The organism is Brenneria nigrifluens DSM 30175 = ATCC 13028 (assembly GCF_005484965.1).
GTDB lineage: Bacteria > Pseudomonadota > Gammaproteobacteria > Enterobacterales > Enterobacteriaceae > Brenneria > Brenneria nigrifluens.
In genome coordinates this window covers 51,306-76,878 of sequence record NZ_CP034036.1, presented here as the reverse complement: position 1 = coordinate 76,878, position 25,573 = coordinate 51,306, and the positions used below count along the sequence as shown (strand labels likewise).

21 protein-coding genes and 1 pseudogene are annotated in these 25,573 nt (G+C 56.3%); 6 read left to right on the top strand and 16 right to left on the bottom strand.

Annotated elements, in window-relative coordinates:
- Nucleotides 1–7: 7 nt before the first annotated feature.
- From EH206_RS00345 to EH206_RS00330, 4 genes are all read right to left on the bottom strand, one after another.
- Nucleotides 8–1,102, bottom strand: a complete 1,095-nt coding sequence (locus EH206_RS00345; RefSeq protein WP_009110852.1) for an ABC transporter permease — start codon at nucleotides 1,100–1,102, stop codon at nucleotides 8–10.
- Nucleotides 1,102–1,983 carry an ABC transporter permease gene (locus EH206_RS00340; protein WP_009110851.1) on the bottom strand — a complete coding sequence of 294 codons (882 nt, stop codon included), beginning with the start codon at nucleotides 1,981–1,983 and terminating at the stop codon, nucleotides 1,102–1,104. The genes EH206_RS00345 and EH206_RS00340 overlap by 1 nt, the downstream gene beginning before the upstream one ends.
- Nucleotides 1,973–2,812, bottom strand: coding sequence for an ABC transporter ATP-binding protein (locus tag EH206_RS00335; RefSeq protein WP_009110850.1), 840 nt, complete (start codon nucleotides 2,810–2,812; stop codon nucleotides 1,973–1,975). The genes EH206_RS00340 and EH206_RS00335 overlap by 11 nt, the downstream gene beginning before the upstream one ends.
- A 364-nt stretch (nucleotides 2,813–3,176) precedes the next feature.
- Nucleotides 3,177–4,508: an aspartate aminotransferase family protein gene (locus EH206_RS00330; RefSeq protein ID WP_009110849.1), complete on the bottom strand. Its 1,332-nt coding sequence runs from the start codon at nucleotides 4,506–4,508 to the stop codon at nucleotides 3,177–3,179.
- A 265-nt stretch (nucleotides 4,509–4,773) separates the two neighbouring features.
- Between EH206_RS00330 and EH206_RS00325 the strand changes: the two genes are divergently transcribed.
- Both EH206_RS00325 and pdxR read left to right on the top strand, forming a co-directional pair.
- Nucleotides 4,774–5,532, top strand: a complete 759-nt coding sequence (locus EH206_RS00325) for an SDR family NAD(P)-dependent oxidoreductase (protein WP_009110848.1) — start codon at nucleotides 4,774–4,776, stop codon at nucleotides 5,530–5,532.
- Nucleotides 5,533–5,680: 148 nt separating this feature from the next.
- Nucleotides 5,681–7,177: a MocR-like pyridoxine biosynthesis transcription factor PdxR gene (pdxR, locus tag EH206_RS00320; RefSeq protein ID WP_009110847.1), complete on the top strand. Its 1,497-nt coding sequence runs from the start codon at nucleotides 5,681–5,683 to the stop codon at nucleotides 7,175–7,177.
- A gap of 58 nt (nucleotides 7,178–7,235) precedes the next feature.
- Here the strand turns inward: pdxR and EH206_RS00315 are convergent, their stop codons facing one another.
- The 6 genes from EH206_RS00315 to dppA form a co-directional block, all read right to left on the bottom strand.
- On the bottom strand, nucleotides 7,236–7,547 hold the full coding sequence (locus EH206_RS00315) for a type II toxin-antitoxin system CcdA family antitoxin (RefSeq protein ID WP_232216557.1): 312 nt from the start codon (nucleotides 7,545–7,547) through the stop codon (nucleotides 7,236–7,238).
- A gap of 91 nt (nucleotides 7,548–7,638) precedes the next feature.
- On the bottom strand, nucleotides 7,639–8,658 hold the full coding sequence (gene dppF / locus EH206_RS00310; protein WP_009110845.1) for a dipeptide ABC transporter ATP-binding subunit DppF: 1,020 nt from the start codon (nucleotides 8,656–8,658) through the stop codon (nucleotides 7,639–7,641).
- Entirely contained in the window at nucleotides 8,655–9,635 is a 981-nt protein-coding gene (gene dppD / locus EH206_RS00305; RefSeq protein WP_009110844.1) for a dipeptide ABC transporter ATP-binding protein, read from the bottom strand. The genes dppF and dppD overlap by 4 nt, the downstream gene beginning before the upstream one ends.
- Nucleotides 9,636–9,648: 13 nt before the next feature.
- The gene (dppC, locus tag EH206_RS00300) at nucleotides 9,649–10,554 is read right to left on the bottom strand and encodes a dipeptide ABC transporter permease DppC (protein WP_009110843.1); all 906 of its coding nucleotides are present in this window, start codon (nucleotides 10,552–10,554) and stop codon (nucleotides 9,649–9,651) included.
- 13 nt (nucleotides 10,555–10,567) lie between these two features.
- The gene (gene dppB, locus EH206_RS00295) at nucleotides 10,568–11,587 is read right to left on the bottom strand and encodes a dipeptide ABC transporter permease DppB (RefSeq protein WP_009110842.1); all 1,020 of its coding nucleotides are present in this window, start codon (nucleotides 11,585–11,587) and stop codon (nucleotides 10,568–10,570) included.
- A gap of 154 nt (nucleotides 11,588–11,741) precedes the next feature.
- Nucleotides 11,742–13,349 carry a dipeptide ABC transporter periplasmic-binding protein DppA gene (gene dppA / locus EH206_RS00290; RefSeq protein ID WP_009110841.1) on the bottom strand — a complete coding sequence of 536 codons (1,608 nt, stop codon included), beginning with the start codon at nucleotides 13,347–13,349 and terminating at the stop codon, nucleotides 11,742–11,744.
- A 1,086-nt stretch (nucleotides 13,350–14,435) separates the two neighbouring features.
- Between dppA and EH206_RS00285 the strand changes: the two genes are divergently transcribed.
- Together EH206_RS00285 and glk are read left to right on the top strand one after the other, a co-directional pair.
- Complete coding sequence (locus tag EH206_RS00285; RefSeq protein ID WP_009110840.1) at nucleotides 14,436–15,785, top strand: 2-hydroxycarboxylate transporter family protein; 1,350 nt, start codon at nucleotides 14,436–14,438, stop codon at nucleotides 15,783–15,785.
- A gap of 189 nt (nucleotides 15,786–15,974) precedes the next feature.
- Nucleotides 15,975–16,943 (top strand): glucokinase, encoded by a 969-nt coding sequence (gene glk, locus EH206_RS00280; protein WP_009110839.1) that lies wholly within the window; start codon nucleotides 15,975–15,977, stop codon nucleotides 16,941–16,943.
- A gap of 40 nt (nucleotides 16,944–16,983) precedes the next feature.
- Here the strand turns inward: glk and dcuR are convergent, their stop codons facing one another.
- From dcuR to ibpA, 6 genes are all read right to left on the bottom strand, one after another.
- Nucleotides 16,984–17,706, bottom strand: coding sequence for a two-component system response regulator DcuR (gene dcuR / locus EH206_RS00275; RefSeq protein ID WP_009110838.1), 723 nt, complete (start codon nucleotides 17,704–17,706; stop codon nucleotides 16,984–16,986).
- Nucleotides 17,699–19,312, bottom strand: a complete 1,614-nt coding sequence (locus EH206_RS00270; protein WP_009110837.1) for a sensor histidine kinase — start codon at nucleotides 19,310–19,312, stop codon at nucleotides 17,699–17,701. The genes dcuR and EH206_RS00270 overlap by 8 nt, the downstream gene beginning before the upstream one ends.
- Before the next feature lie 148 nt (nucleotides 19,313–19,460).
- Nucleotides 19,461–20,873, bottom strand: coding sequence for an anion permease (locus tag EH206_RS00265; RefSeq protein ID WP_009110836.1), 1,413 nt, complete (start codon nucleotides 20,871–20,873; stop codon nucleotides 19,461–19,463).
- A gap of 564 nt (nucleotides 20,874–21,437) precedes the next feature.
- Nucleotides 21,438–23,096: a putative transporter gene (locus EH206_RS00260; RefSeq protein WP_136163955.1), complete on the bottom strand. Its 1,659-nt coding sequence runs from the start codon at nucleotides 23,094–23,096 to the stop codon at nucleotides 21,438–21,440.
- Nucleotides 23,097–23,444: 348 nt separating this feature from the next.
- Complete coding sequence (gene ibpB / locus EH206_RS00250; RefSeq protein ID WP_009110834.1) at nucleotides 23,445–23,900, bottom strand: small heat shock chaperone IbpB; 456 nt, start codon at nucleotides 23,898–23,900, stop codon at nucleotides 23,445–23,447.
- Nucleotides 23,901–24,047: 147 nt separating this feature from the next.
- On the bottom strand, nucleotides 24,048–24,461 hold the full coding sequence (gene ibpA, locus EH206_RS00245; RefSeq protein WP_009110833.1) for a small heat shock chaperone IbpA: 414 nt from the start codon (nucleotides 24,459–24,461) through the stop codon (nucleotides 24,048–24,050).
- A 320-nt stretch (nucleotides 24,462–24,781) separates the two neighbouring features.
- On the opposite strand from ibpA, the gene EH206_RS00240 reads away from it, so the two are divergent.
- Entirely contained in the window at nucleotides 24,782–25,138 is a 357-nt protein-coding gene (locus EH206_RS00240) for a YceK/YidQ family lipoprotein (protein ID WP_009110832.1), read from the top strand.
- A 227-nt stretch (nucleotides 25,139–25,365) separates the two neighbouring features.
- A pseudogene (locus EH206_RS00235) lies at nucleotides 25,366–25,520 on the top strand (integrase core domain-containing protein); the annotation flags it as partial.
- Nucleotides 25,521–25,573: the final 53 nt, after the last annotated feature.

Genomic DNA, 25,573 nt, shown 5'->3' with positions numbered 1-25,573 from the left:
GAACGGACTACGACTCCCCGCGTACCGAGGGGTGCCAGAAATTGACTTTCTTCTCCAACCGCACCAGCAGAGCGTAAAACAGCGACCCCACCACGGAGGCCACCACGATCGCCGCCCACACCGTGGACATATGCATGCGCGCCGCCTCGGTTGAAATACGGAAACCCAGCCCGGACGTGGGGGAGCCAAAAAACTCGGCGACGATCGCGCTAATCAGCGCCAGGGCGGCATTGACTTTCAATGCATTGAAAATAAAGGGCAATGCGGCCGGCAAACGCAATACCCACAGCGTTTTGCGCGGCGTGGCGGCGTAGCAATACATCAGCTCGCGCTCCAGCTTGCCGCTGGCCTGTAGTCCCGCCAGGGTGCTGACCAGCGCCGGAAAAAAGGTCACCAGCACGATCACCGCCGCCTTGGAGGGCCAGTCGAACCCAAACCACATCACCGCAATCGGCGCCACGCCCACCAGCGGGATGGTGCTGGTCAGGTTGGCCAGGGGCAACAGACCGCGTTGCAGAAACGGCAGCCGGTCAATCAGAATGCCCACCGCAATCCCCATGCCGCTGCCCAGCAGATAGCCCACCAACACGGCTTTCACCACCGTCTGCACAAAATCGCCCGCCAGCAGCCCGGCGTTTTCATACAATGCCCGCACGATATCCAACGGCGCGGGCAGCAAAACCTGGGGCACCGCGAATACCGTGACCAGCAATTGCCAGAAGTAGAGCACCCAGGCGCCGAACAGCGCGGCAACCGCGCCGTCCGGCAGGCGGCGGCCGTTGAGCGCGGCCAGCCGCTGCACGCTATGCCAGGCCAGCATCGCCAGCGCCGCCGCCGCCAGCCAGTACACGGCGTCAACCCGCTCCAGCATATCCGGCTGCATCAGCAGCGCGGCCGCCGCAACCACCGGCGCCATCAACAGCGCCAGCAACCACGGCGAACGCGACGGGTAAAGCGCCAGCACGGTCGCGCCCAGCAGCAGCAGTTCCACCATCAGCGCCCGCGTCGCGCCCGCGCCGCCGGGGATCAGTTGCCCCAGCCCCAGCAGGGTGGCGATCAGCGCCGCCACAATGCCGCCGCCGCCGGAAACATATCTACCCATCACCGCCCCCCTTTGCGGCGTTTCATCACGCCGTATTCCGTCAGGCTGACCAGCGCGGTCAGCAGCAGGCCCAGTAAAGACGCCATCACCAGCGCAGACCAGATCTGCACGGTATTGCCGTAATAAGAGCCGGTTAACAGGCGGGCGCCCAGACCGGCCTGCGCCCCGGTGGGCAGTTCCGCCACCATGGTGCCCACCAGGCCGCTGGCGATGGCGACCCGAAACGCCGGGAAAAGATAAGGCAGGGCCGAGGGCAGCCGGACCATCCAGAAGGTATCGATGCGGCTGGCGGCGTAGGTATGCACCAGCTCCATTTCCAGCTTCTGCGGCGAACGCAGCCCCTGAACGGTGGCGATGGTCACCGGAAAGAAGCAGAGATACATGGCGATGGCGGCTTTGGGCAGCAGGCCGGTAATCCCCAGGCTGCCGAGAATAATCAGCACGATCGGCGCAATGGCCAGCACCGGCACCGTTTGCGAGGCCACGATCCACGGCAGCAGGGCTTTATCCAGCGTGCGGGAATGCACGATGCAAATCGCCAGCAGCAGGCCGAACGCGACGCCCATCACAAATCCGCTCAGGGCGGCGCTGGCGGTCACCCAGGTATGCAGCAGCAGGTTGCGCGGCGACGTCGGCGGCCATTTGGTCAGGCTGGTCCAGATATCCGCCGCAATCTGATGCGGCGTCGGCAGCACCGGGCGCGACATATTCAGCGTGCTGCGCAGCAGATCGCGCCAGCCCCAGTCGCCCGCCGCGGCAAGGGTGCGGTCAATCGCCCCCGGCGCGTTCAGCGCGATCGCCAGCAGATACCACAACAGCAGCGCCGCAACGAGCACCGCCAACACCGGCAGCGCCCGATAGCGCAAGGCGTCAATGTTCATGGTGTCCCTCGATTAGCGCTTCACGCACCTCCTGAGCCAGACGAATAAATTCCGGCGCATCGCGCAGGGACAGATCCCGCTCATGGGGCAAGGGCGAGTCAATGATTTTGACGATGCGGCCGGGGCGCGGCGACATAATGACGATACGGGTGGAGAGGTAAACCGCTTCGGCAATGGAGTGGGTGACGAACGCCATGGTACGCCGTTCGCTGTACCAGAGCTGCTGCAACTGCTGGTTGAGGTTATCGCGGGTCAGTTCGTCCAGCGCCCCGAACGGTTCGTCCATCATCAGAATCCTCGGTTCGAACCCCAGCGCGCGGGCGATGGACGCGCGCTGCTGCATCCCGCCGGAAAGCTGCCACGGATATTTTTTCTCAAATCCGCTCAGGCCGACGCGCGCCAACTGCTCGCGGGCGATCTCCTCGCAGCGCGCGGGCAATACGCCCTGAACCTGCAGCGGCAGCATCACGTTAGCCAGCACGGTGCGCCATGGCAGCAGAACGGGGGCCTGGAAAACGTAGCCATAGGCCCGCGCCAGCCGTGCCTCCGCGGGCGTCATATCGTTGACCAGCACTTCGCCGGAGGTGATGGGTTCCAGATCGGCGATCACCCGCAGCAGCGTGGTCTTACCGCAGCCGGAAGGGCCGATAAAGGAGACGAACTCCCCCTGGCGAATGGTCAGATTAATCTCTTTCAGCGCCTGTACCGGCCGGTCGGCCGCCGGATAAATCACGTTGGCGTCGCGCACGACGATTGCCGCTCTGGCCGCGGCCGGAACCGATGTCGTCGTTATGAGTGATGGCTCATCTGCATACAGTGGTTGGCTCATACCGGCTCCCCATAGCGGCGGTTTCTGACTGGTTGGTTAGGTTTCTGATCAAGCAGATGCCATTTCCATGCCAAGGTTTGTTTTTGCGCCGACCTTACCAATAACAGGGGAATCGGCTTTACAGCCGGGGAGGCGGAAAACACATTTGGTGCAAATCGCCGCCTGTTTGCCTCCATATGGCGCAATATCCATAGGTAAAACGTATATTTTGTTTTAATGGGGGGATAAAAAGAGGCTGAGTCGGAGGAGTCTTTAGGATAAACGGCGAAAGCGCGTCGCCGACGGAAGGAGGTCCCCGCTGGCGCGAGGACGACGAACAAGTACGCCATGCGCGTGAAAGCGAGCATGGCGCATGAAAACGACATCAGGAAAACTTCGCGTTTAGCTCGGCGAGCGCCTCATCAATAATGCCCAGCGCCAGCGTCGCCTCATCCTCGGTCACGATACAGGGCGGCACCACATGCAGACGGTTTTCAGCGACGAACCCCAATAGCCCCTTCTCCAGCAGGCAGGTTTTAAATTCGCCCATCGCGGAAGCCGGCACCGGCGCTCTACTGACCGGATCGGATACCAGCTCCAGCGCATGGAACAAGCCGATACCGCGCACCTCGCCGACGATGGCGTATTTCTCCCCCAGCGTCCGCAGGCCGGCGGCCAGAACCCCGTCGCCGATCCGCGCGGCGTTTTCGACGATTTTTTCTTCCTCCATCGCGTCCAGCGTCGCCACAATGGCGGCCATCGCCAGGGGATGGCCGGAATAGGTCAGCCCGCCGGGGAACAGGCGCGTATCAAAGAAATGAGCGATGGGATCGGCGATCAGCACGCCGCCCGCCGGCACATAACCGGAGTTCACCCCCTTGGCGAAGGTGATCAGATCCGGCTCGACGCCGTAATGCTCAAAGGTAAACCAGGCGCCCGTACGGCCGAAACCGGCCATCACCTCATCCAGGATCAGCAGAATGCCGAACTCGTCGGCCAGCGCCCGTACGCCGGGTAAATAACCGGCGGGCGGAACCAGTATTCCCGCCGTGCCCGGAATGGTTTCCAGCAGAATGGCGGCAATGGTGTCGGGGCCCTCGCTCTCAATGATGCGCCGCAGATGATGCAGCGCCGCGTCGCACTCCTGCAGCGCCGTTTGCGCCAGAAACTCGCTGCGATAGAGATAGGGCGTGAAAAAATGGATATGACCGCGAGAATACTCATTGGGCAGACGCCGCCAGTCGCCGGTGGCGCCAATCGCGCTGCCGGTGTTGCCGTGATACGAACGGTAGCCGGAGAGAATTTTCTCTTTTCCGGTAAACAGGCGCGCCATGCGGATGGCGTTTTCATTGGCATCCGCCCCGGCGTTGGTGAAAAACACCTTGCTGAACTTATCCGGCGCGCGGGCGACGATACGTCTGGCCGCCTCGCCGCGGGCCAGATTGGCCGTGGACGGGGCGATGGTCGTCAACGAATCGGCCTGGGCCTTGATCGCCGCAATCACCTTCGGATGCTGATGGCCGATATTGGTGTTCACCAACTGGCTGCTGAAATCCAGATAGGTATTGCCGTCATAATCCCACAGGCGGCATCCCTCTCCGCCGGCAATCACCAGCGGGTTCAGCGCGCCCTGCGCCGACCAGGAGTGAAAAACATACTCTCTGTCCAACCGGCGGACTTCATCATTAGACAACGCGACTTCATTTTTCAGGGTCATCTTCTCATCCTCATGGTTACGCGGGCATCGGCTGGCGCCGGCCGCGTTGCATTCATTTCATCTCGTCGAAACCAGACTAGGGACAAAAACGGCGACGGGGATAGAGCCAGATAGCGAATAACCCTGAGCCAGTTTGTCCCACAGATTCCGTGCAACTGGCCCTGTGAGAGAGGTTTTCCACTCCGTAAAGTGAAAATGGACGGGCATCACACCGGCCCGCGCCGTAGGCAAAACCGTTTTATCCAACTTTAGAGGGACGTTTTCAATGCAGAATATTGTGTTTATCACCGGGGCGACATCCGGATTCGGTCACGCGGCGGCGCACCATTTTGCCGCCAAGGGGTGGTCGCTGATCCTTACCGGACGGCGGGAAGCGCGATTGAAAGCACTGTCGGACGAGCTGTCGGGCCAGGTTGCGGTTTACTATTCCGCGCTGGACGTGCGGGATGCGCAGGCGGTCAAACGGCTGGTCGATACGCTGCCGGCCGACTTCAAGGCGGTAAAAACGCTGGTTAACAACGCCGGCCTGGCGCTGGCGCCTTACCCGGCGCAAAAGGTGCCGCTGGAGGACTGGCACACCATGATCGACACCAACGTCACCGGGCTGGTGAATGTCACCCATGCGCTATTGCCGACGCTGATCGCCACCGGCAAAGGGGCCAGCATCATCAATATCGGCTCCATCGCCGGGCAGTGGCCGTATCCCGGCAGCCACGTCTACGGCGCCTCAAAGGCGTTCGTCAAACAGTTCAGCTATAACCTGCGCTGCGACCTGCAAGGCACCGGCGTAAGGGTCACCGATCTGGCTCCCGGCATCGCGGAAACCGAATTTACGCTGGTGCGAACCAAGGGCGACCAGGCGGCGTCAGACCAGCTGTACCGGGGCACCACCCCGCTTAGCGCGCAGGATATCGCCGAACAGATCTATACGGTCGCCACCCTGCCCGACCATATGAACATCAACCGCATCGAAATCATGCCGGTGCGCCAGGCGTGGTCCCCCTTCGCCATCGACCGCGACTGACCGCGCGGCGCTGAGACTCTCCCCGATCCCGCACTGCCATATCGCCCATGGCAGTGTTTCCCTTTCCGCTATCTTTATCCCGATACGCCATTCAGGTATGCAATTTGCTTGTCTCTCCGGTATGGGTTGTTGAACGGGGGAGCGGAAAATGATTGATCACTGTCTGTATATCGATTTCGTACCGACCAGAAGCCTGCAGGAACAGCTGCGGGAAACGCTGGTCGCCTCGATTCTCGCCGGGGTGTTTCCCATCGACGAACCCTTGCCTTCCTGCCGTAAGCTATCGTGTCAGTTGAATATTTCCCGCAATACGGTGGCGCTGGTCTACGAAAGCCTGCTTAACGACGGCTACCTGATCAGCCGCCCGCGCAGCGGCTATTACCTGCATCCGGACTATCATCAACCCGACGCCCTGCCGGATGCCGCCGATGACGGCGCCCGGTCGGACGCCGCGCCGCAAGCACCGGAATGGAGCAAACGGTTCAATCATTGCCCCAGCAACTATCTGGCGATCCTGAAACCCGGCCAGTGGATGGATTATCCCTATCCCTTTATCTACGGCCAGCCGAATACGCAGCTGTTCCCGCTGGAGCAGTGGCGGGAGACGACGCGCAAAGTGATGGGAAGCCGTCACGACCACGGCTGGCTGTACGATAATATCGACCAGGACGTCACGCCGCTGGTTGAACAGGTGCGTAAGCGCATCCTGCCGAAACGGGGCATCATCGCCCGCGGCGACGAAATCCTTATCACCATGGGCTCGCAGAACGCGCTCTATCTGCTCGCCCGGCTGCTGCTGAATAAAAACACCCGCATCGGGGTGGAAAACCCGGTGTTCCGCGAAGCCATTAATACCTTTTCTCTCCAGGACGCGCAGATTATTCCGCACGCGCTGGACAGCGAAGGGATACGGCTAACCGAGGCGTCCCGCGGCTGCGACTATTTTTATGTTACCCCCAGCCATCAGGCGCCGACGGGGATCAACATGAGCAATGCCCGTAAAACGCGGCTGCTTGAACACGCCCGTGAACACGACCAGATTATTATCGAAGATGATTACGACTCGGAAAGCAGTTTCGATCCCCACCCCGGCGCCGCCCTGAAAGCCGGCGACATCCACAACCGGGTGATTTACGTCAGCAGCCTGTCGAAGTCGCTGTCGCCGGGGCTGCGCCTGGGCTATGTGGTGGCGCCCGCCGAACTGATTGACGAGCTGCGCGCGCTGCGCAGGCTGGTCTACCGCCATCCCCCCACCAGCATCCAGTATCAGATGGCCCATTTTCTGGCGCAGGGCTATTACGAAACCTATCTGCACCGCTACCGCGCAGACTCCGCCAGACGCTGGAATATTCTCAACGATGCGCTGAACGCCCACCTTCCCGAATGCTCGCGCATTCCCGGCAGCGCCCCCGCCAACGCTTTCTGGATACGCACCCCGGAGGCGATCGATACGCAGCAGCTGGCGTGGCGGGCCGCCCACTCCGGGGTACTGATCGAACCGGGTCAGGCCCATTTTCTCGACAGCCATCCGCCGGAAAACTATTTCCGCCTGGGATTCCACGCCATCCAAACCGAACGGATTGAACCCGGCGTCGCCCGGCTGGCCGAGGCGTTCCACCTTACCCGCTCGGCTCATCGCCACTAGCGTCAACTGCCGGTTGTCACAAAATCAACGGCGTCTACCAGCACATCCGCCGCGGGTATTAAACCCCCGCAGTTGGTCGGGTTACCCGTAATCCTTTACTACTACGCGGTATTCCATTTTCTGTGACAAAGCGATTCATCGCCTTGATGGCTTCCTGGTTCTCTTCAAGCCAGCGGGCCTGTTCCAGTTCCCTCACTTTCGCTGCCAGGGCTTCGCCGGCGATGGCAGAAATATTCAGGGACAGTTTTTTAGCCCGATCCGCAAGTAGCGGATCTACCGTGATGTTTATCGTCCGCTTGCGCGACGAAGCAACAGAAACCATGAGCATCCCCCATGTTGGTAATGTATGCCTGTTAAAAGCATACATCATGATGGTTCATTATTCATGCACCTTCTCTGCTTGCGGTGAATCAGGTTAACCCACGCCGGCAATGGAAGAGGCGTGGGCCAGCGACAACCCATTAGCTGGAGCGCGCGGGCTGAACGCCCTGCTCGTCCTGATCGACCGCGAAGCAGGCCACCTGCTGTTCGCCGTAGGTTTTCAACTGCGGCTGAAGCTGGGTACAGGTGCTGAAGCAGCGCCGGCAGCGGGCGTTGAACGCGCAGCCCGGCGGCGGATTCAACGGACTGGGCAGCTCGCCGACCAGCTTGATGCGCTCGCGGCGTAAATCCGGGTTCAGCCGGGGCGTCGCCGACAGCAGCGCCTGGGTATAGGGGTGGCGCGGATTAGTAAAAATGGCCTCTTTGCTGCCTTTTTCCACGCAGCGCCCCAGGTACATCACCATCACTTCGTCGGCGATATGCTCGACCACCGACAGATCGTGAGAGATAAAGACGTAAGACAGCCCCATATCCTGCTGCAAATCCATCATCAGGTTCAGCACCTGCGCCCGTACGGAGACATCCAGCGCCGAGACCGGTTCGTCGGCGATCACCACGTCCGGGTCGAGCATCAGGCCGCGGGCGATGGCGATGCGCTGCCGCTGGCCGCCGGAAAACATATGCGGATAGCGGTCGTAATGCTCGGTTTTCAACCCCACTTTCGCCATCATCGCCAGCGCTTTTTCACGGCGCTCGGCTTTTGACAACGAGGTGTTGATCAGCAGCGGCTCCTCCAGGATCTGACCGACTTTTTTACGCGGGTTGAGCGATCCGTAAGGATTCTGAAAGACGATCTGGATCTTCTGGCGGCGCAGCTTTTCCGCCGTTTGATCCGGCTTGAGCAGATCCTGCCCCTGATAGTAAAGTTCGCCGCCGGAAGGGATTTCGATCATCGTCAGCAGGCGGCCCAGCGTCGACTTGCCGCAGCCGGACTCCCCGACCACCGCCAGCGTTTTCCCCCGTTCCAGAGTGAAGGAGACGCCGTCCAGCGCCTTGACCATTCTCTCCGGCGCGAAAAAGCCTTTTTTCACCGGATAATGTTTCTTCAAATCGATCGCATCCAGCAAATGCGGCGGCGATGTAAGGTTATTCGGGTTCATACGCTTGGCCTCCCCGCATCATCCAGCGGTGTGTGACATTTTACCTGACGTCCGGGTATCGCGCGCAGTTCGGGCTCTTCCCGGCGGCAGCGATCGTTGGCGTAAGGGCAGCGCGGATTCAGCAGGCAGCCGTCGGGGCGGTCATATTTCCCCGGCACCACGCCCGGCAGCGACGCCAGGCGTGCTTTATCGCTCGCAAACTCCGGCAGGGCGCGCAGCAGCGCCTGGGTATAGGGATGGCGCGGCGCGCGAAAAATATCCGTCGCCTTGCCCGTCTCCACCACCTGCCCGGCGTACATCACGATGATCTGCTGCGCCGCTTCCGCCACCAGCGCCAGGTCGTGGGTGATCAGGATCAGCGCCATATTCTCGCGCTGCTGCAGCTCCAGCAGCAGTTCGATAATCTGCGCCTGAATGGTGACGTCCAGCGCCGTGGTCGGTTCGTCCGCAATCAGCAGCTTGGGCCGGCAGGCGATGGCCATGGCGATCATCACCCGCTGGCTCATCCCGCCGGAAAGCTGATGCGGATAAACATCCAGCCGGGACTGCGGGTCGGGAATGCCCACCAGCGTCAGCAGATCCACCGCGCGCTGGCGGCGGGTTTTGCGGTTGCCGCCCTGATGCACCTTGATGGCTTCCATAATCTGGAATCCCACGGTGTAACAGGGGTTCAGGCTGGTCATCGGGTCCTGAAAAATCATCGCCACTTCCGCCCCGACCAGCTGACGCCGCTCTTTCTCGGCAATGCGCGTTAAATCACGCCGGTCGAACTCCAGCTTGCCGGCCATCACTTTGCCGGGATAATCGATCAAGCCCATAATCGCCAGCGAGCTGACCGACTTGCCGGAGCCGGATTCGCCGACAATGCCCACCACCTGCCCCTGCTCCACCTGATAGCTGATGCGGTCGACCGCGCGAAACGGCACGTCCTCATCGCCAAAGTGAACCGACAGTTTCTCTATATTGAGTAAAGCCATCTCTCTACCTCTGCTACTGCTTGAGTTTGGGGTCGAGAGCGTCACGCAGGCCGTCCCCCATCAGGTTAAATGCCAATACCGTCAGTAAAATCGCCAGGCCGGGGAAGGTCACCACCCACCAGGCGCTCTGCGCGAACTGCAACACGTCGGAAAGCATGGTGCCCCACTCGGGCGTCGGCGGCTGCGCGCCCATACCGAGGAAACCCAAAGCAGCCATATCGAGAATGGCGTTGGAAAAGCCAAGCGATGCCTGCACGATCAGCGGCGCCAGGCAGTTTGGCAAAATATTGACGAACATCTGACGCGCCGCGCCGGCGCCCGCCACGCTTGAAGCCGTCACATAATCACGGTTCACCTCGACCAGCACCGCGGCGCGGGTCAGGCGGACGTAGTGCGGCAGGGCGACAAAGGTCAGCGCCAGCGAGGCGTTGACAATCGACGGCCCGAAGACCGCCACCAGCACCAGCGCCAACAGCAGGCTGGGCAGCGCCAGCATGATATCGACGATACGCATGATGATGGCGTCGACCACGCCGCCGAAATAGCCCGCCAGCAGGCCGAAAATCACCCCCAGAATCAGCGACAGCACCACCACCAGACAGCCCACCAGCAGCGACAGGCGGGCGCCGTACATCAGGCGGGACAACACGTCGCGGCCGACGTCGTCGGTACCCAGAATAAACTTCCAGCTTCCGCCCTCCTGCCACACCGGCGGATTAAGCAATGCATCGCGAAACTGCTCGGATGGCGCATGCGGCGCCAGTACATTCGCGCCAACGGCGATAATCAGCATCAGCGCCACATAGGCCATGCCGATCACCGCCCCTTTGTTGCGTTTAAAATAGTGCCAGAATTCCTGGATTGGGGTCATCGGCCTGGGCGCGCCATTGACCACAACCGGTTCAGTAACCTGTGTCATCTCAGCCTCCCCCCTATTTCCTATGACGGATGCGCGGATTCACCACGCCGTAAAGTACGTCCACCAGCAGGTTAACCAGAATAATCATGGTGGCCACCAGCAGCACGCCCCCCTGCACCACCGGATAATCACGGCGCTGCAAGGCATCGATCAGCCAGCGTCCCAGCCCCGGCCAGGAGAAGATGGTTTCCGTCAGGATGGCGCCGGCCAGCATGGTGCCGACCTGCAGCCCGATAACCGTCACCACCGGCAGCATGGCGTTACGCAACGCGTGCACCACGATCACCCGCAGGCGGCTCAGCCCTTTGGCGCGGGCGGTGCGGATATAATCCTCGCCCAGCACTTCCAGCATGGCGGAACGCGTCATACGCACGATCACCGCCAGCGGAATGGTGCCCAGCACCACGGCGGGCAGGATCATATGCTGCACCGCATCGGCGAAGTCGCCCGGCTCGCCCCAGAAAAGGGTATCGATCAGCATAAACCCGGTAAGGGGCATGCTTTCATCCAGAAAAACCGTATCGCCGATACGTCCCGACACCGGGGTCAGATTGAGGTGGACCGAAACCAGCATGATCAGCATCATGCCCCACCAGAAAATGGGCATGGAATAACCGGTCAATGCCAGCCCGACGGAGGCGTGATCGAAGATTGAACCGCGTTTTACCGCCGCCAGCACGCCGACGGGGATCCCCACGCTGACGGCAAAAATCATCGCGCAGACGCCCAATTCCAGCGTCGCCTGAAAGCGCGGGACGAACTCCTCCCACACCGGAATGCGGCTCTTGAGGGACATGCCCAGATCGCCGTGCAATACGCCGGTAATATAATTCACGTACTGCTGCCACAGCGGCTTATCCAGCCCCATTTCGGACATTAATTGCGCGTGGCGCTCGGCGGAAATTCCGCGCTCCCCGGCCATAATCATCACCGGGTCGCCCGGGATCATATGCACAAAAGCAAAAGTCAGTAGGGTGATACCGATAAACGTTGGGATAACCAGCCCCAAACGCCGGAGTATGAACTGCAACATATCCCGAACTCTCTATAAGTGCCCGATGGCTCATCGGCTAGCGGGCTTATTTATGCTCACATCTGCAATTTGACGGGCACAAAGCCTTGCCTGCGCACATCGTCAGCGGCGCAGGCAAGGCCCGGAGATTGCCCATAAAATGACGGGTTGAGAATTAATCCAGCGACACGTTGTTGAAGCTGTGTACGCCGCGCGGCTCGATAACGTAGCCTTTCACATTGTTACGGATCGGCTCATACACGGTGGAGTGCGCCACGATCAGCGCCGGAGCCTGATCGTGCATCACCACCTGCGACTGCTTGTACAGCTCAATGCGTTTTGCATGATCGGATACCGAGCGCGCCGGCTGGATCAGATCTTCAAACGGCTTGTAACACCATTTGGAGTAGTTGGAGCCTCTTTCCGCCGCGTCGCAGCTGAACAAGGTGGCGAAGAAGTTATCCGGATCGCCGTTGTCGCCGGTCCAGCCCATCAGCACCGTCTGATGCTCGCCGTCTTTGGCGCGCTTCAGGTACTCGCCCCACTCATAGGTGACGATCTTGGCCTGCACGCCGATTTTCGCCCAGTCGGACTGGATCATTTCCGCCATACGACGGGCGTTCGGATTATACGGTCGCTGTACCGGCATCGCCCACAGATCGACGGTGAAACCGTCCGCCACGCCCGCTTCCTTCAGCAGCGCCTTGGCTTTTTCCGGATCGTAGCTGTAGTCCTGAATATCGTCGTTATAGCCCCACATGGTGGGCGGGATCAGGTTTTTCGCCGCCTGCCCCGCGCCCTGGTAGACCGCCTCGATAATGGCGGACTTGTTTACCGCATAGGTCAGCGCCTGTCGGACCTTCACCTCATCCAGCGGTTTTTTCTGCACGTTGAACGCCAGATAGCCGACGTTAAGCCCCGGTTTTTCCAGCAGCGTGATGTTTTTATCTTCTTTCATGCGCGCCAGATCGGCCGGATTTGGGTAGGCCATAATCTGGCATTCATTTTTTTGCAGTTTGGCGTAACGCACGGAAGCGTCCGGCGTGATGGAGAACACCAGGCGGTCCACGCCCGGTTTTTTGCCCCAAAAACCGTCAAAAGCGGTGTACAGAATGCGCGAATCTTTCTGGTATTGCTGCAACTTAAACGGCCCGGTGCCGATGGGATTCAGGTCGATTTTTTCCGGCGTGCCGGCTTTTAACAGCTTATCGCCGTATTCCGCCGACTGAATGGAAGCGAAATCCATCGCCAGGTCGGCCAGGAAAGGCGCTTCCGGACGGGTCAGCGTGAAGCGGACGGTGTAATCATCCACTTTTTCAACCTTGTCGATCAGATCCGGCATTCCCATGCCCTGATAGTACTCATAGCCGCCGCCGGACACTTTATGATAAGGGTGGTTCGCATCCTGCTGACGCAGGAAGGAGAACAGCACGTCGTCGGCATTGAAATCGCGGGATGGTTTAAAATCTTTATTATCCTGCCACTTCACCCCTTTGCGCAGGTGAAAGGTGTAGGTTTTACCATCTTCGCTGATGTCCCACTTCTCGGCCAGACCCGGTTCAATATCCGTGGTGCCGCTTTTAAACTCGATCAGGCGGTTGTAAATCGGAATGGAACTGGCGTCGAACGTGGTGCCAGCGGTAAACAGCTGCGGGTTAAACCCTTCCGGCGAGCCTTCTGAACAATAGACGAGGGTTTTAGCCTGTAGCCCGGCGGCGACAGACATGGCCAGCAAGCCAAGCCCAAGCTTCAAAACCCTTGATTTAGCCAAGGAATTTCTCATTATTTGTACTCCATTATGGATGATGATGTTGTGTGTTCATGCGGCCGGACCGGTATTTTAAATGTTATGGTCCGTGCCTCTTGCCCGAAGGCACCAATTAAAATGACGGAGGAAGACCCCGGAACAGGGTGCAGGAGAATCCACGGCATCCGGTAAATGCGTGGAATGATTCAGGCATCTGCTGTTTTCTTCCTTATGGCATTCTAAATCTGTCAACAGATCACAGTGACGTCAATACAAGCTGTAGGGATTTACAAATACCGCGCGGACAATTTGGCAAATTAAAATATAGAATTTTTAATAAAATTAAGAGTATTTTTCCGTAAATTTTACAAAAAATAGCGTAATTAGCCATAAAAACAGACCAACAAAGAAATTACCACCATTAAAAAAACTATAATAAATCCCTGTGGCGCGGCCAAGATATAAGCACTTTTTTTGGCTAAAGACCTTAATAGTAGCTGAAAACTCTGCCAATAAATGGGCGGCGGTATAAAATTCACCCGTGTCCAATAGACTATCTACGCTTCATAAAAAAACTTTATCGCTCGCCTGCGCCGCAGGGTTCAACCTATGCGGCCCCGTTTCCCGCCAGGCGGCCTGGCAGAGTCAGATTTGGTTGGTAATATGAATAATTTCAATGATGAAGCATCCCTGCTCATTATTTGTTCGCTGATTCGAGAATAATTTAGATTTTTATCGATAAAAATACTTTCATTAGTGCCCATATCGCATATTTACTTATTTTTATAATGTGCTATTTTTATTTTACGCTCATCGCCAGACCTGCTTTCCTCCCTCGAAATCCTCTTTCAATATCGCCCCTAGCATTATTTAATTACAAAAAAATGATATAAGTTACTTAAAAAGGAGTTGCTGATAAGTTCACAAATCATGAAATAACATATTATTTTTAACATTCCATCATGCTAGATTACCAACTAATAAAAATACGCGTTAAATAACCTCTACCATTTTTAGTTTTTTGTTACATATTGATAGAAAACAAAAAAATGGATTTTTTTTACTTTCTGAAAATAAACACAGGTCTTTCCTGTACCGTACTGTCCTAGCAGGGTGAACACAATGAAAAAAACTGAAGCTGATATTCTAAGCGAGAAAGATCTTGCTATAGAAACGTCGACATCTCTGTCGTTTATAGATGCTATTTTCAAAAAGAAAATCGGATCCGTTCCTGTCCCTCTTTTTATCGCCATTGCCGCAATTGTTTTTATTGCCGCCTACGCAGGATACTTACCGAGAAATATGATCGGCGGCTTTGCCGTCATTATGAGCATGGGTTTCCTGCTGGCGCATATCGGGCATAAAATCCCGGTATTTAAAGATATCGGCGGCCCGGCAATTCTCTGTCTGATGGTGCCTTCCATTCTGGTCTATTTTCATCTATTCAATGACAACACCATGAAAACCGTTCACCTGCTGATGAAAGAGGCCAATTTCCTCTATTTTGTCATCGCCTGTCTGGTGGTCGGCAGTATTCTGGGCATGAACCGGAAAATCCTGATTCAAGGCATGATCCGGATGTTCGTTCCGCTGGTGGTGGGTACGGCGACGGCCTTGGGAACCGGCCTGCTGGTCGGCAAACTCTGCGGCTACAGCTTCTACCACACCTTCTTTTTCATCATCGTTCCGATTATCGGCGGCGGTATCGGAGAAGGTATCCTGCCGTTGTCGCTGGCCTACTCCGCCATTTTAGGAGAAACGCCGGACGTCTACGTCGCGCAGCTGGCGCCGGCCGCAGTCGTCGGCAACATCTTCGCCATTTTCTGCGCCGGCATCCTGTCCCGTCTCGGCCTGCGTCGCAAAGACCTGAACGGCGAAGGCCGCCTGGTACGCAGTGATGAGGACAATGCGATATTTGCCGTGACCGAAGCGCCTAAACCGGTTGATTTCCACCTGATGGGCGGCGGCTTGCTGATGATCTGCGCATTTTTCATCGTCGGCGGTCTGTTTGAAAAACTGGTGCATATTCCAGGGCCGGTGCTGATGATTCTGATCGCCGTACTCTGCAAATACAGCCGCGTTATTCCCGCCACGATGGAAACGGGCGCGCACAGTGTTTACAAGTTCGTCTCCAGTTCGCTGGTATGGCCGCTGATGATTGGCTTGGGCATGCTGTATATCCCGCTGGAAAGCGTGGTCGCCGTCTTTTCCGTCGGTTATGTCATCGTGTGCGGCTCCGTGGTGCTTTCCATGGCGCTGGTGAGCTTTTTTATCGCGCCTTACCTGAATATGTATCCGATAGAAGCGTCCATCGTCACCACTTGCCATAGCGGGCTGGGCGGAACCGGCGACGTCGCCATTCTTTCCGCGTCCAACCGTATGTCGCTGATGCCTTTCGCCCAGATCGCCACCCGTATCGGCGGCGCGTCAACCGTGATCGGCGCTACGCTGCTGCTGAACTGGATCATCTGATTTAACCGCCAATCTCCTGTAGTCAGGCCGGTCAGCAAAGCTGACCGGCCTGTTTATTTTCTGCCGAAACCGTGACCATCCCCCCCTGTTTCTGGTTATATATAGCCAAAGCGGCGGAAAAGGTAAGCTGATGAAGAAAGCGGGCCTTTCCCCGGTAAGACTATTGCAATCCGATCGGAGATAGACGCTATGTATCAATATGCCCTGGTGGGCGATGTTGGCGGAACAAACGCGCGGCTGGCGCTCTGCGCTCTGGAAAGCGGTGAAATATCGGGCAACAGACATTATGCCGTGGCGGATCACAGCAGTCTGGAAACGGTTATCCGGCTTTTTCTGGCCGACCACCCCGCGCTGAACGTTAAACAAGGCTGCATCGCCATTGCCTGCCCCGTCGCCAGCGACTGGGTGGCGATGACCAACCATCACTGGGCCTTTTCCATCATGGAACAGACCCGCAACCTGAATTTTGACCGTCTGGATATTATCAATGACTTTACCGCCGTCAGTATGGCCATCCCGGCGCTCAAGGCGAACGATGTGATCCAATTCGGCGGGACGCTGGCCCTGGCGGATAAACCGATTGCGGTTTACGGCGCGGGCACCGGGCTGGGGGTTGCCCATCTCCTGCCGGTGGACAGCAAATGGATAAGCTTGCCCGGCGAAGGCGGACACGTGGACTTTGCCCCCAACAGCGAAGAAGAGTCATTAATTCTGCCGGTACTGCGCGCCGAATTCGGTCATGTGTCGGCGGAACGCGTTCTGTCCGGCTCCGGCCTTGTCAATCTGTACCGGGCTATCGTCATTGCCGACGGCAGAACGCCGCAAGCGCTGACGCCAAAGGACGTGTCTGAAAAAGCGCAGGAAAACAGCTGCACGGACTGTCGCCGCGCGTTGTCGCTGTTCTGCGTGCTGCTCGGGCGTTTTGGCGGTAATCTGGCGTTAACGCTGGGAACGTTTGGCGGCGTATATATCGCCGGAGGAATTGTTCCGCGTTTCCTGGATTTTTTCCTTGAATCCGGCTTTCGCGCCGCCTTTGAGGATAAAGGCCGCTTTAAAGATTATCTGGCCGCCATTCCGGTTTTCCTGATCACCCATCCGCATCCCGGCCTACTGGGCGCCGGAACCTGGCTGCGGCAGGCGAGCGGCTACAGGTTGTAAACGTGGCGACAGGGTGGGGAAACGCGCCTCACCCGGTACGTTATTCGCAGTACTGCCGCAGCGCATCCTGTTTTTCCGGCAGCAGCCGGTAGAGATATACCGGACGCCCGGTAGAACCATAGAGAATGTTAGTGGCAAGAATGCCGGTATCCGCGAGGTAGATCAGGTATTTACGGCATGACACCCGGGAGATGCCAATGGCGTTGGCCAGCATTTCCGTGGAGAACTCCGCGCCCTGGTTTCCTTCAATCCACTCGCACACGGTGCGCAGCGTTAAGCTGGTCAGCCCTTTGGGCAGTTTTTTGCGCTCGCCGGCTGGGCTGCTGCTGGTGCGACGGATCAGGTTATCAATATCGGACTGCGCGACAAAATCACGGTGTTTCAGTAAATTCGTCTCTTCGCGATAAGCCGTCAACGCCTGCTCAAAACGTGAGAACTGGAAAGGCTTAATCAGGTAATCCACCACGCCGTAGTGCAGCGCTTTCTTGATGGTATACACGTCGCTGGCGGAGGAAATAATGATCACATCGGTCTTTTCGCTGAACTCACGGATGGTGGGCAACAAATCCAGCCCGTTGTCCTGCTGCATATAGATATCCAGCAAAACCAGATCGATTTCCGAATCCGGCTGCATCAGCAGATTTCTTGCCTGCTGTAAGGTGGGCACCGTTGCATAACATCTGAACCCGGATACCTGATTCAGATAAGATTTATTTAGTTCTGCAACCATGGCATCGTCATCAACAATCAGTACATTAATCATGGTCAAACAACCTTGCTTGATAAGGAATGTTAACGAAAAACTGGGTATATACCTCAGGTTCCGACTCAAAATCGATGTTTCCGCCGATCTTCTCCAAACTCTGTTTGGTCAGATACAGGCCAATGCCACGCCCGCTGCCTTTGGTGGAAAAACCCTGCTCATAAATATGTTCCTGGTCCGCCAGCGCGATGCCCGGACCGTCATCGCCCACCGTACAGTGCAAACGCCCGTCCTGATGGTGAAAACTCACGCTGATTTCACAATTTTCCTGCCCGTCTATGGCGTCCATCGCATTTTCAATCAGGTTGCCTAACACGGTGATCAACTCATTGGTGGCATCAACGTCTTCCGTATCCGGCAACAGGCTCTCTTCGCTGATTGACAGCGTAATGCCGAGATCGCGCGCGCGGTTGATTTTACCCAACAAAAAACCGGCGATCACCGGCGATTTCACTTTACGGATAATCGACCCGATTTCCGCCTGATAGTTATTGGCGGTTTTTAAAATATAATCTTCCAGTTGGGAATAATACTTTAAGTGCAGCATTCCCAGTATTACATGCAGCTTGTTCATAAACTCATGCGACTGCGCCCGCAGGGCATCCGCATAGTAAGACATCCCGGTCAAACGTTGCAGTAACTGGCTGATTTCGGTTTTATCACGAAATGTAGCGATGGCGCCGATCATATCGCCCTTAACAAATACCGGAATGGTGTTGGTCAGCAACAGATGTCCGTTAACGTTGATTTCCTCATCGCGGCGGGGGATGCCGCTTTTCAACACCTGTTTCAGGTGCAGATGTTCCAGCCACTGTTCGCTGATGCTTTCGGCCGTTTTATCACCGCCCGGCAAGCCCTGGCGAAATAGTCGTTTGGCCTCATCATTGATTACCGTGATGCGCGCATGCTGGTCGACCGCGATGACCCCTTCCTTAATCTGTTTGAGCATCGCATTGCGCTGCTCAAACAGATTGGAGATCTCAAACGGCTCAAAACCCAGCATGATTCGTTTGAGTATTTTCACTAAAATCAAGGTGCCCAGCCAGCCAACCAGCGCCCCCGCCAGGATAGCCCAGGGGATCATCCAGCGGTTCTCGTTAATGACGTTTTGCACACTGGTCAGCGCGATACCCAACGCCACCACGCCGACCTGCCGGTTATCGCCGTCAAAAACCGGCGCAAAAACCCGCAGCGCCGGATCGAGCGTACCGCGATTAATGGAGGTATTTTCCATCCCCAGCAAGGCGGGATAAATATCGCGGCCCGAAAAATATTCGCCAATTCGTTCGGGTTCAGGATGGGTATGGCGAATGGTATCCATATCGGTGACGGTAACGAAAAGCAGCTGATTACGCTGACGGATAATTTCCGCCGTCTTCTGCACGACATCAGGTTTGCCAATCCCTTTCAGCTCGTCAATGACCATGGGCGAGGCGGCGAAAGTGCGGGCGATGGCGAATGCCTTTTCCCGCAGGTTATCTTCCGATAACTGGTTAATGCGGAAAAACAGTAAGGCGTATACCACCAGCAGCACAGCGCCAATCACCGCCGAAACCATCAGAAACACCGACGTTCCCAATTTCAACGGTGTTTTTTTCTTACTCATGCCGCTCTCCGGAATAACCATCATTACACCGTTATCTTATACTGTTTCATCGCTTTTCGCGTGCCGGGTAAACACAAAGCGCTCTCCACCACCGGGTGACGGAGAGCGCCGTATCAGGACGATGTTAAAGATAAGGGTCGTTGCGGCCTTACCAGAAACCGAGCAGTTTCCACCACATGCCGCCCACGCCCAGCCAGATCGGTATCACCACCAGCCCCACCAGGAAGCCAATCTTCCACCAGGTGCTCAACGGCATATAACCGCAGCCGAAAAGAATCGGCGCCGGACCGCTGGAGTAATGGGTGGTGGACATAAACAGATTACTGAAGAAACCGAACACCAGCACCGTCAACATCGGAGGCGCGCCCGCCGCCAGGGCAATCGACACGAAAATCGCATACATCGCGCTGATATGGGCAATCGCGCTCGCCATCAGATAGTGGCTATAGTAGTAAACCAGCAACAGCAGACCGAGCATCGGCAACCAATGCATACCGCTCACGGCGTCGCCCGCCAGCCCGCCAAGCCAGGCAATCAGGCCCATCTTGTTCAACTGACCCGCCAGCGTCATCAGCACGGCGAACCAGACCACGGTATGCCAGGCTTCTTTTTCACTGACCACGTCGTCCCAGGTCAGCGCCCGGCTCAGCAGCAGCACGCTCAGACCAGCCAGCGCCGTCAGCGTCGCGTCGATATTCAGCGTCGACCCCAGCACCCAGAACGTCACCAGCCCCAGGAATACCCCCAGGACGATCCATTCATTGCGGCTCATCGCCCCCATTTCACGCAGACGCTCCACCGCAATGGCGCGCATTTCCGACGTTTTTTTCAGTTCCGGCGGATAGAAGCGGTAAATCAGATAGGGGATCAAAGCCAGAGAGAGGAAACCGGGCAGCAGCGTTGCCAGCGCCCAGTCGGTCCAACTGATATGAATACCGAACTGGGAAGCCAGTTTAGCCACCATCGGGTTACCGGCCATGGAGGTCATAAACATGGCGGAAGTCACGGCGTTGCACTGGAAAATGGACTGTACCAGAAAGGCGCCGATGCGCCGTTGCGTGCCCTTTTCCGGCGTAGAGTCATAAGCTTCGGAAATAGAGCGGAACAGCGGAGTAATAATACCGCCGCAGCGCGCCGACGTTGAAGGCATGGCCGGGGCAAACAGCAGGTCGGTGAACACCAGCCCGTAAGCCAGCCCCAGCGAGCTGTTGCCCAGCTTGCTGATAAACAGCAAACCGATACGCCGGCCAAAACCGGTTTTAATAAAGCCACGGGAAATAAAGAAGGCGCAGGCGATCATCCAGATAGTCGGATCGCTGAAACCGGTCAGTACTTCTTTAATCGATAATAACCCCAGTATGGCGACCGACGTCAGGCTGAACATCGCCATCGCGCCCAAAGGGTAAGGGGAAAGGATCAGGCCGACCACCGTGGCAATAAAAATCGCCATCAGGTGCCAGGCATCGGGTTTAACGCCGGCAGGAACCGGGAGCAGCCACAACCCGCCGGCAATACAAACTATAATCAGAAGCTTTAACAACCTGCTACTATTCGCAGACATAACTACACCACTCTTTATTAAAACGGAATTCGTTAAGTTACAACGGATGTCCCGAGCGGAGGAGTTGGCGTTTCGTTATTCTTCCTTCATCACCCTGCAGGTTAATACGGCATTAACTAGCGCAACAGGAAACATCAGCAGAAAAAAAGGCGAGAAAAAGGGGTCAGGGAGTTTTCTCGCCCTATAAAATCAAGTAACTAATGGAAATATAGTATTATAAAGCACCGTGCAATCAGGGTTACTTTAGTTACCAAAGCGGTTTATTAAGTTAATTATCATGCTATTAATTTCATTGAAAGATTATTCTATCTTAAAACCAATATCACACAACAATTAAAGAACATAAAATTAACCTGGTCGATTTTCGGTAAATAAAATATAAAACCTTAGTATTTACAAGGATAATAAAATTACCACGCCGACAATAATGAATATATTTTTATGTCGATTTCCCTTGCTATTCATCGCCATAAAAAAACGCCGGGAGCGTTTTTCAACGTCGCTTGCGACGGCCTGAAAGGTGGCGGGCAGGACGCCCGCCATAAAAATAATTAAGGAAAGGTTTCACATCGTCCAAAACAGCACCGCCAGCAGCTGCGGCGATATAATGCGCAGAAACATCGCCAACGGATACACCGTGGCATAAGACAACGCCGCCGCGCCGCTGGTGGGGTGCAGCCCATTGGCGAACGCCAGCGCCGGAGGATCCGTCATTGACCCGGACAACATCCCGCACAGCGTCAGATAATTCATTTTGCCGACGGTGCGCGCCAGCACCCCGACAATCAACAACGGAACAATGGTGATTAATGCGCCGTAGCCAATCCACCATATGCCGTCGCCATGCAACAGCGTTGCCATAAAATCGCCGCCCGACTTCAGCCCGACAACCGACAGAAATAGCACAATACCCAGCTCTCGCAAGGCGAGGTTGGCGCTGGGGGGCATAAACCAATAGAGTTTGCCGATACCGCCGATACGCCCCAGAATCAAGGCTACCACCAGCGGTCCTCCGGCCAGCCCTAGCCGCAAGGCTACCGGAAAACCAGGGATAAACAACGGGATAGATCCCAGCAATACTCCGAGGCCGATGCCGATAAACACCGGCAGCATTTGTACCTGCTGGAGCTTCTGTTGCGCATTCCCCACAATATCGGCGACTGCGTCAATCGCCGTTTTCCGCCCGACCAGATTGAGAATATCGCCGAATTGCAGGCTGGCATTGTTGCCGGCGATCAGTTCGACGCCGGCGCGGTTAAGGCGGGAAATCACTACATCGTAATTTTGCTTCAGATTCAGCTCGCGGATCTTGCGCCCCAGCACCTTCTCATTGGTCACCACCACCCGCTCAACGTGCAACTCGGTACCGCGGGTCGACAGCGAGGTATCCACTTCATTACCGATCACCAGCCGCGCCTGTTGCAGATCGCTTTTCGCGCCAACCAGATGCAAATAGTCTCCCAGCTGAATAATGGTCGCCGGGGAAGGCACCATCAGCTCATCGCCGCGCTTCAGGCGGGAGCATACCACGGCATCACGGTTCAGAATCGGCACGTCCTGAATCGCCAGCCCTTGCAGGTTGGCGTTGCTGACCGACACATTCATAGTATGCAATGGTTCATGATGCGTGCCATTGCTGCTCTCAAACTGTTTAGCCTCCGCATCAATCGCCACGCGGAACAACACGCGCATCAGCCACATCACCAGCAAAATGCCGCAGATGCCCAACGGATACGCCATGGCGTAGCCCATTCCCATCTGATTGACCAGCGTGGCGCCGGAGCCGAGATCGGTCAGGATTTGCTGAGCGGCCCCCAGCGAGGGCGTGTTGGTGACGGCGCCGGAAAAAATCCCCAGAATAATCGGCAAAGGAACATCGAAAGCCTTATGGATGATAACGGTCGCCACGCAGCCGAGGAGGACCGTCAGAATCGCAAAGCCGTTGAGGCGCAGACCGGAAACCCGCAGCGAAGAGAAAAAACCCGGCCCGACCTGAATGCCGATGGTATAAACAAACAGAATTAACCCGAATTCCTGAATAAAATGCAGCATGTCGCTATTCAGCTCGAACTGATAGCGCTGGGCGAAATGCCCGACGATGATCCCGCCAAACAAGACCCCGCCGATCCCTAACCCTACGCCGTAAATCCGCCAGTTGCCGATCCATAATCCCAGAACCGCCACCAGCGCCAGCATACTAACGGTTAGCGCGATATCACTCATACCCGGTATCCTTGTACGGACGTATCTTTTTGAGAAAAAAGTAAAAACAGGCTATTCGATTGCGCATAAGCATTTACTGTTATTGATTCTGGCAGAACGGCAAGGCAGGAAACGTGGCGGGCAGCACAAAAAACTTCCGGGAGAGAAAAACGTCGGGAGCGTTTTTCAACAACGCAAAGCGTTGGCCCGTCAGGGTGGCGGGCAGGGATAGCCCGCCACAAAAAACTTCCGGGAACGTTTGAGGTTGCGGGCAAACCTTTGTGGCCTACCCCAACCCTTCGCAGAGGAGGGTGTTTAGCTCCTCCCCCTGCGAAGGGGGAGGCTGGGAGGGGGTCGTTCAAGCGGAAATTACGACTTATCTTCAACGGACGGCTGGTCTAACGCCGGACGGCTACTATTGCCAATGGCAATCCGCTGCGGCTGCAACGCTTCCGGCACTTCGCGCACCAGATCGATATGCAGCAACCCATGTTCAAACTGCGCCGCAGAGACATGCAGATGTTCCGCCAGCGTAAAGCTCAGGGAAAACGGCTTGAACACCAGCCCCTGATGCAGATATTCCACTTTTCTGTCCGACGGCGTCGGGGTGCCTTTCACCGTCAGGCGCGGACCCTCTACTTCAATATCCAGTTCGCTTTGCTGGAAACCCGCCAACGCCAGCGTGATGCGATAGTGGTTATCGTCTTTTTTCTCGATATTATAGGGAGGAAACTCGATAGATTCCTGGCTCCCCTGCATCGAACTGGCTAATTTGTCGAAACCGATCCACTGACGCAGTAGTGGTGATAAATCATAGTTACGCATACTGTTTACTCCTTCTGTGAAGCGAGACAATCTCTCCCGGCGGCGGCAACGCCTCCGGGTTCGTCCCCATGCGGCGGACGAGGTGTGATAGGTTAATCCGGCTCTTGCATTACTCGGGTAATGAATCACCGCGGACGCTGATACCGGTTATTTAATTTCGATGCGGCGCGGCTTCATGGTTTCCGGCACGATGCGCTGCAGATCGATATACAACAAACCGTTTTCCAGATTGGCGCCTTTAATCTGAATATGTTCGGCCAACTGGAACTTGCGCTCAAAATTACGCTCGGCGATACCCTGATATAAATAGTTGCGGGCAGCCGGCTCACCGACGTGCGCCCCTTTTACGATCAACAGGTTATCGTGCGCGGTAATATCCAGTTCCTGTTCGGAGAAACCGGCGACGGCGATGGCGATACGGTATTGGTTCTCGTCCACCAGCTCGACGTTATACGGGGGGTAGCCGCCGTTGCTTTGGCTCTGGCCGGTTTCCAGCAGATTGAACAGGCGATCAAAACCGATAGCGGAGCGATAAAGGGGTGAAAAGTCAGGGTTACGCATAAAACAGCCTCCTAAGGATTCAGCGAGGTATTCACATTAACCTTCCCGTGGGACAGGTCCACGGCCCGGATCGATACCCTTACGGCATATCTTTTTCCCCAGGCTTATCATCAATATGGTAGCACCGCGCAGACTTTCAATAGGCCGGAAAGAAAAATTAGCGCTTTTCACGCAAAATTCACCGATGAAACGCGTGTTATCACATACACTTAAATTGTGCGATATAAAGCATACCGCAGCGTAAACAACGGAATTGCGCTTATCCGGCGCCATGAGATATAAAATGGGTCGAGGTGCGTTCACCCTAATGGATGGAAAGTATGACCATACTGAAAAGTGCTTTATTTTCTTTCATCATCACCGGCATCGTGGTGACGGCCATCAGCGGTTGTTCCAGCGTAATGACGCACACCGGAGCCAATCAGGGCTACTATCCCGGTACGCGCGCCAGTATGGATATGTTACGCGACGACGACACCAGTTGGGTGATGATGCCGCTGGCGGTCATCGATCTGCCCTTTTCCGCCGTGGCGGATACCCTGTTATTGCCCTATGACTACTACCGTGCCGGCCGGGATAAAAACGCCGTCTCAACGCACGATCGCATATCACACAGCGAACAGCAGAACCAAACCGTCATTTCGCAGAGCGCCACCGCGCCCCACAATCAGCTTTAAGCCTATTCTCCTCCCTTGTTGGCGGAATGGATGCCTCCCTTATGACCCGCCTGAAAGAGCTGGAAGACGTGAACCGCCGCGTTATGACGTAAGCGTCAAGCCAGTGCCGCCTTTCCGAACTCGAAATATCTGACAGGATAGTGTCCACCAAATTTAGTGGACGCTATTCTGCCGTGGAACGTGGCTCTACCTGCCTGAACAGCGTCAACACGGCGCTCGGTTAACGCTTACGTTATGACTGGCTAGGGCCATATATATATTTTCATCACTGGACGAATTACAACGATACGCAACAGAATGGCAGTGGTTTTATAATCACGAAAGGCCGAATATGGCGTTGGGCGGATATACCCCAAAGCAGCATGTGTTACGTGCTGCATAACTCTACTTATTGACCCCCGTTAAAAATGGGGAAATTACCATAAGATATTGATA

Excerpts from the sequence above, each read along its gene's own strand:
- EH206_RS00345 (WP_009110852.1), bottom strand. The coding sequence starts at position 1,102 with ATGGGTAGATATGTTTCCGGCGGCGGCGGCATTGTGGCGGCGCTGATC.
- EH206_RS00340 (WP_009110851.1), bottom strand. The coding sequence starts at position 1,983 with ATGAACATTGACGCCTTGCGCTATCGGGCGCTGCCGGTGTTGGCGGTG.
- EH206_RS00335 (WP_009110850.1), bottom strand. The coding sequence starts at position 2,812 with ATGAGCCAACCACTGTATGCAGATGAGCCATCACTCATAACGACGACA.
- EH206_RS00330 (WP_009110849.1), bottom strand. The coding sequence starts at position 4,508 with ATGACCCTGAAAAATGAAGTCGCGTTGTCTAATGATGAAGTCCGCCGG.
- EH206_RS00325 (WP_009110848.1), top strand. The coding sequence starts at position 4,774 with ATGCAGAATATTGTGTTTATCACCGGGGCGACATCCGGATTCGGTCAC.
- pdxR (WP_009110847.1), top strand. The coding sequence starts at position 5,681 with ATGATTGATCACTGTCTGTATATCGATTTCGTACCGACCAGAAGCCTG.
- EH206_RS00315 (WP_232216557.1), bottom strand. The coding sequence starts at position 7,547 with ATGATGTATGCTTTTAACAGGCATACATTACCAACATGGGGGATGCTC.
- dppF (WP_009110845.1), bottom strand. The coding sequence starts at position 8,658 with ATGAACCCGAATAACCTTACATCGCCGCCGCATTTGCTGGATGCGATC.
- dppD (WP_009110844.1), bottom strand. The coding sequence starts at position 9,635 with ATGGCTTTACTCAATATAGAGAAACTGTCGGTTCACTTTGGCGATGAG.
- dppC (WP_009110843.1), bottom strand. The coding sequence starts at position 10,554 with ATGACACAGGTTACTGAACCGGTTGTGGTCAATGGCGCGCCCAGGCCG.
- dppB (WP_009110842.1), bottom strand. The coding sequence starts at position 11,587 with ATGTTGCAGTTCATACTCCGGCGTTTGGGGCTGGTTATCCCAACGTTT.
- dppA (WP_009110841.1), bottom strand. The coding sequence starts at position 13,349 with ATGAGAAATTCCTTGGCTAAATCAAGGGTTTTGAAGCTTGGGCTTGGC.
- EH206_RS00285 (WP_009110840.1), top strand. The coding sequence starts at position 14,436 with ATGAAAAAAACTGAAGCTGATATTCTAAGCGAGAAAGATCTTGCTATA.
- glk (WP_009110839.1), top strand. The coding sequence starts at position 15,975 with ATGTATCAATATGCCCTGGTGGGCGATGTTGGCGGAACAAACGCGCGG.
- dcuR (WP_009110838.1), bottom strand. The coding sequence starts at position 17,706 with ATGATTAATGTACTGATTGTTGATGACGATGCCATGGTTGCAGAACTA.
- EH206_RS00270 (WP_009110837.1), bottom strand. The coding sequence starts at position 19,312 with ATGAGTAAGAAAAAAACACCGTTGAAATTGGGAACGTCGGTGTTTCTG.
- EH206_RS00265 (WP_009110836.1), bottom strand. The coding sequence starts at position 20,873 with ATGTCTGCGAATAGTAGCAGGTTGTTAAAGCTTCTGATTATAGTTTGT.
- EH206_RS00260 (WP_136163955.1), bottom strand. The coding sequence starts at position 23,096 with ATGAGTGATATCGCGCTAACCGTTAGTATGCTGGCGCTGGTGGCGGTT.
- ibpB (WP_009110834.1), bottom strand. The coding sequence starts at position 23,900 with ATGCGTAACTATGATTTATCACCACTACTGCGTCAGTGGATCGGTTTC.
- ibpA (WP_009110833.1), bottom strand. The coding sequence starts at position 24,461 with ATGCGTAACCCTGACTTTTCACCCCTTTATCGCTCCGCTATCGGTTTT.
- EH206_RS00240 (WP_009110832.1), top strand. The coding sequence starts at position 24,782 with ATGACCATACTGAAAAGTGCTTTATTTTCTTTCATCATCACCGGCATC.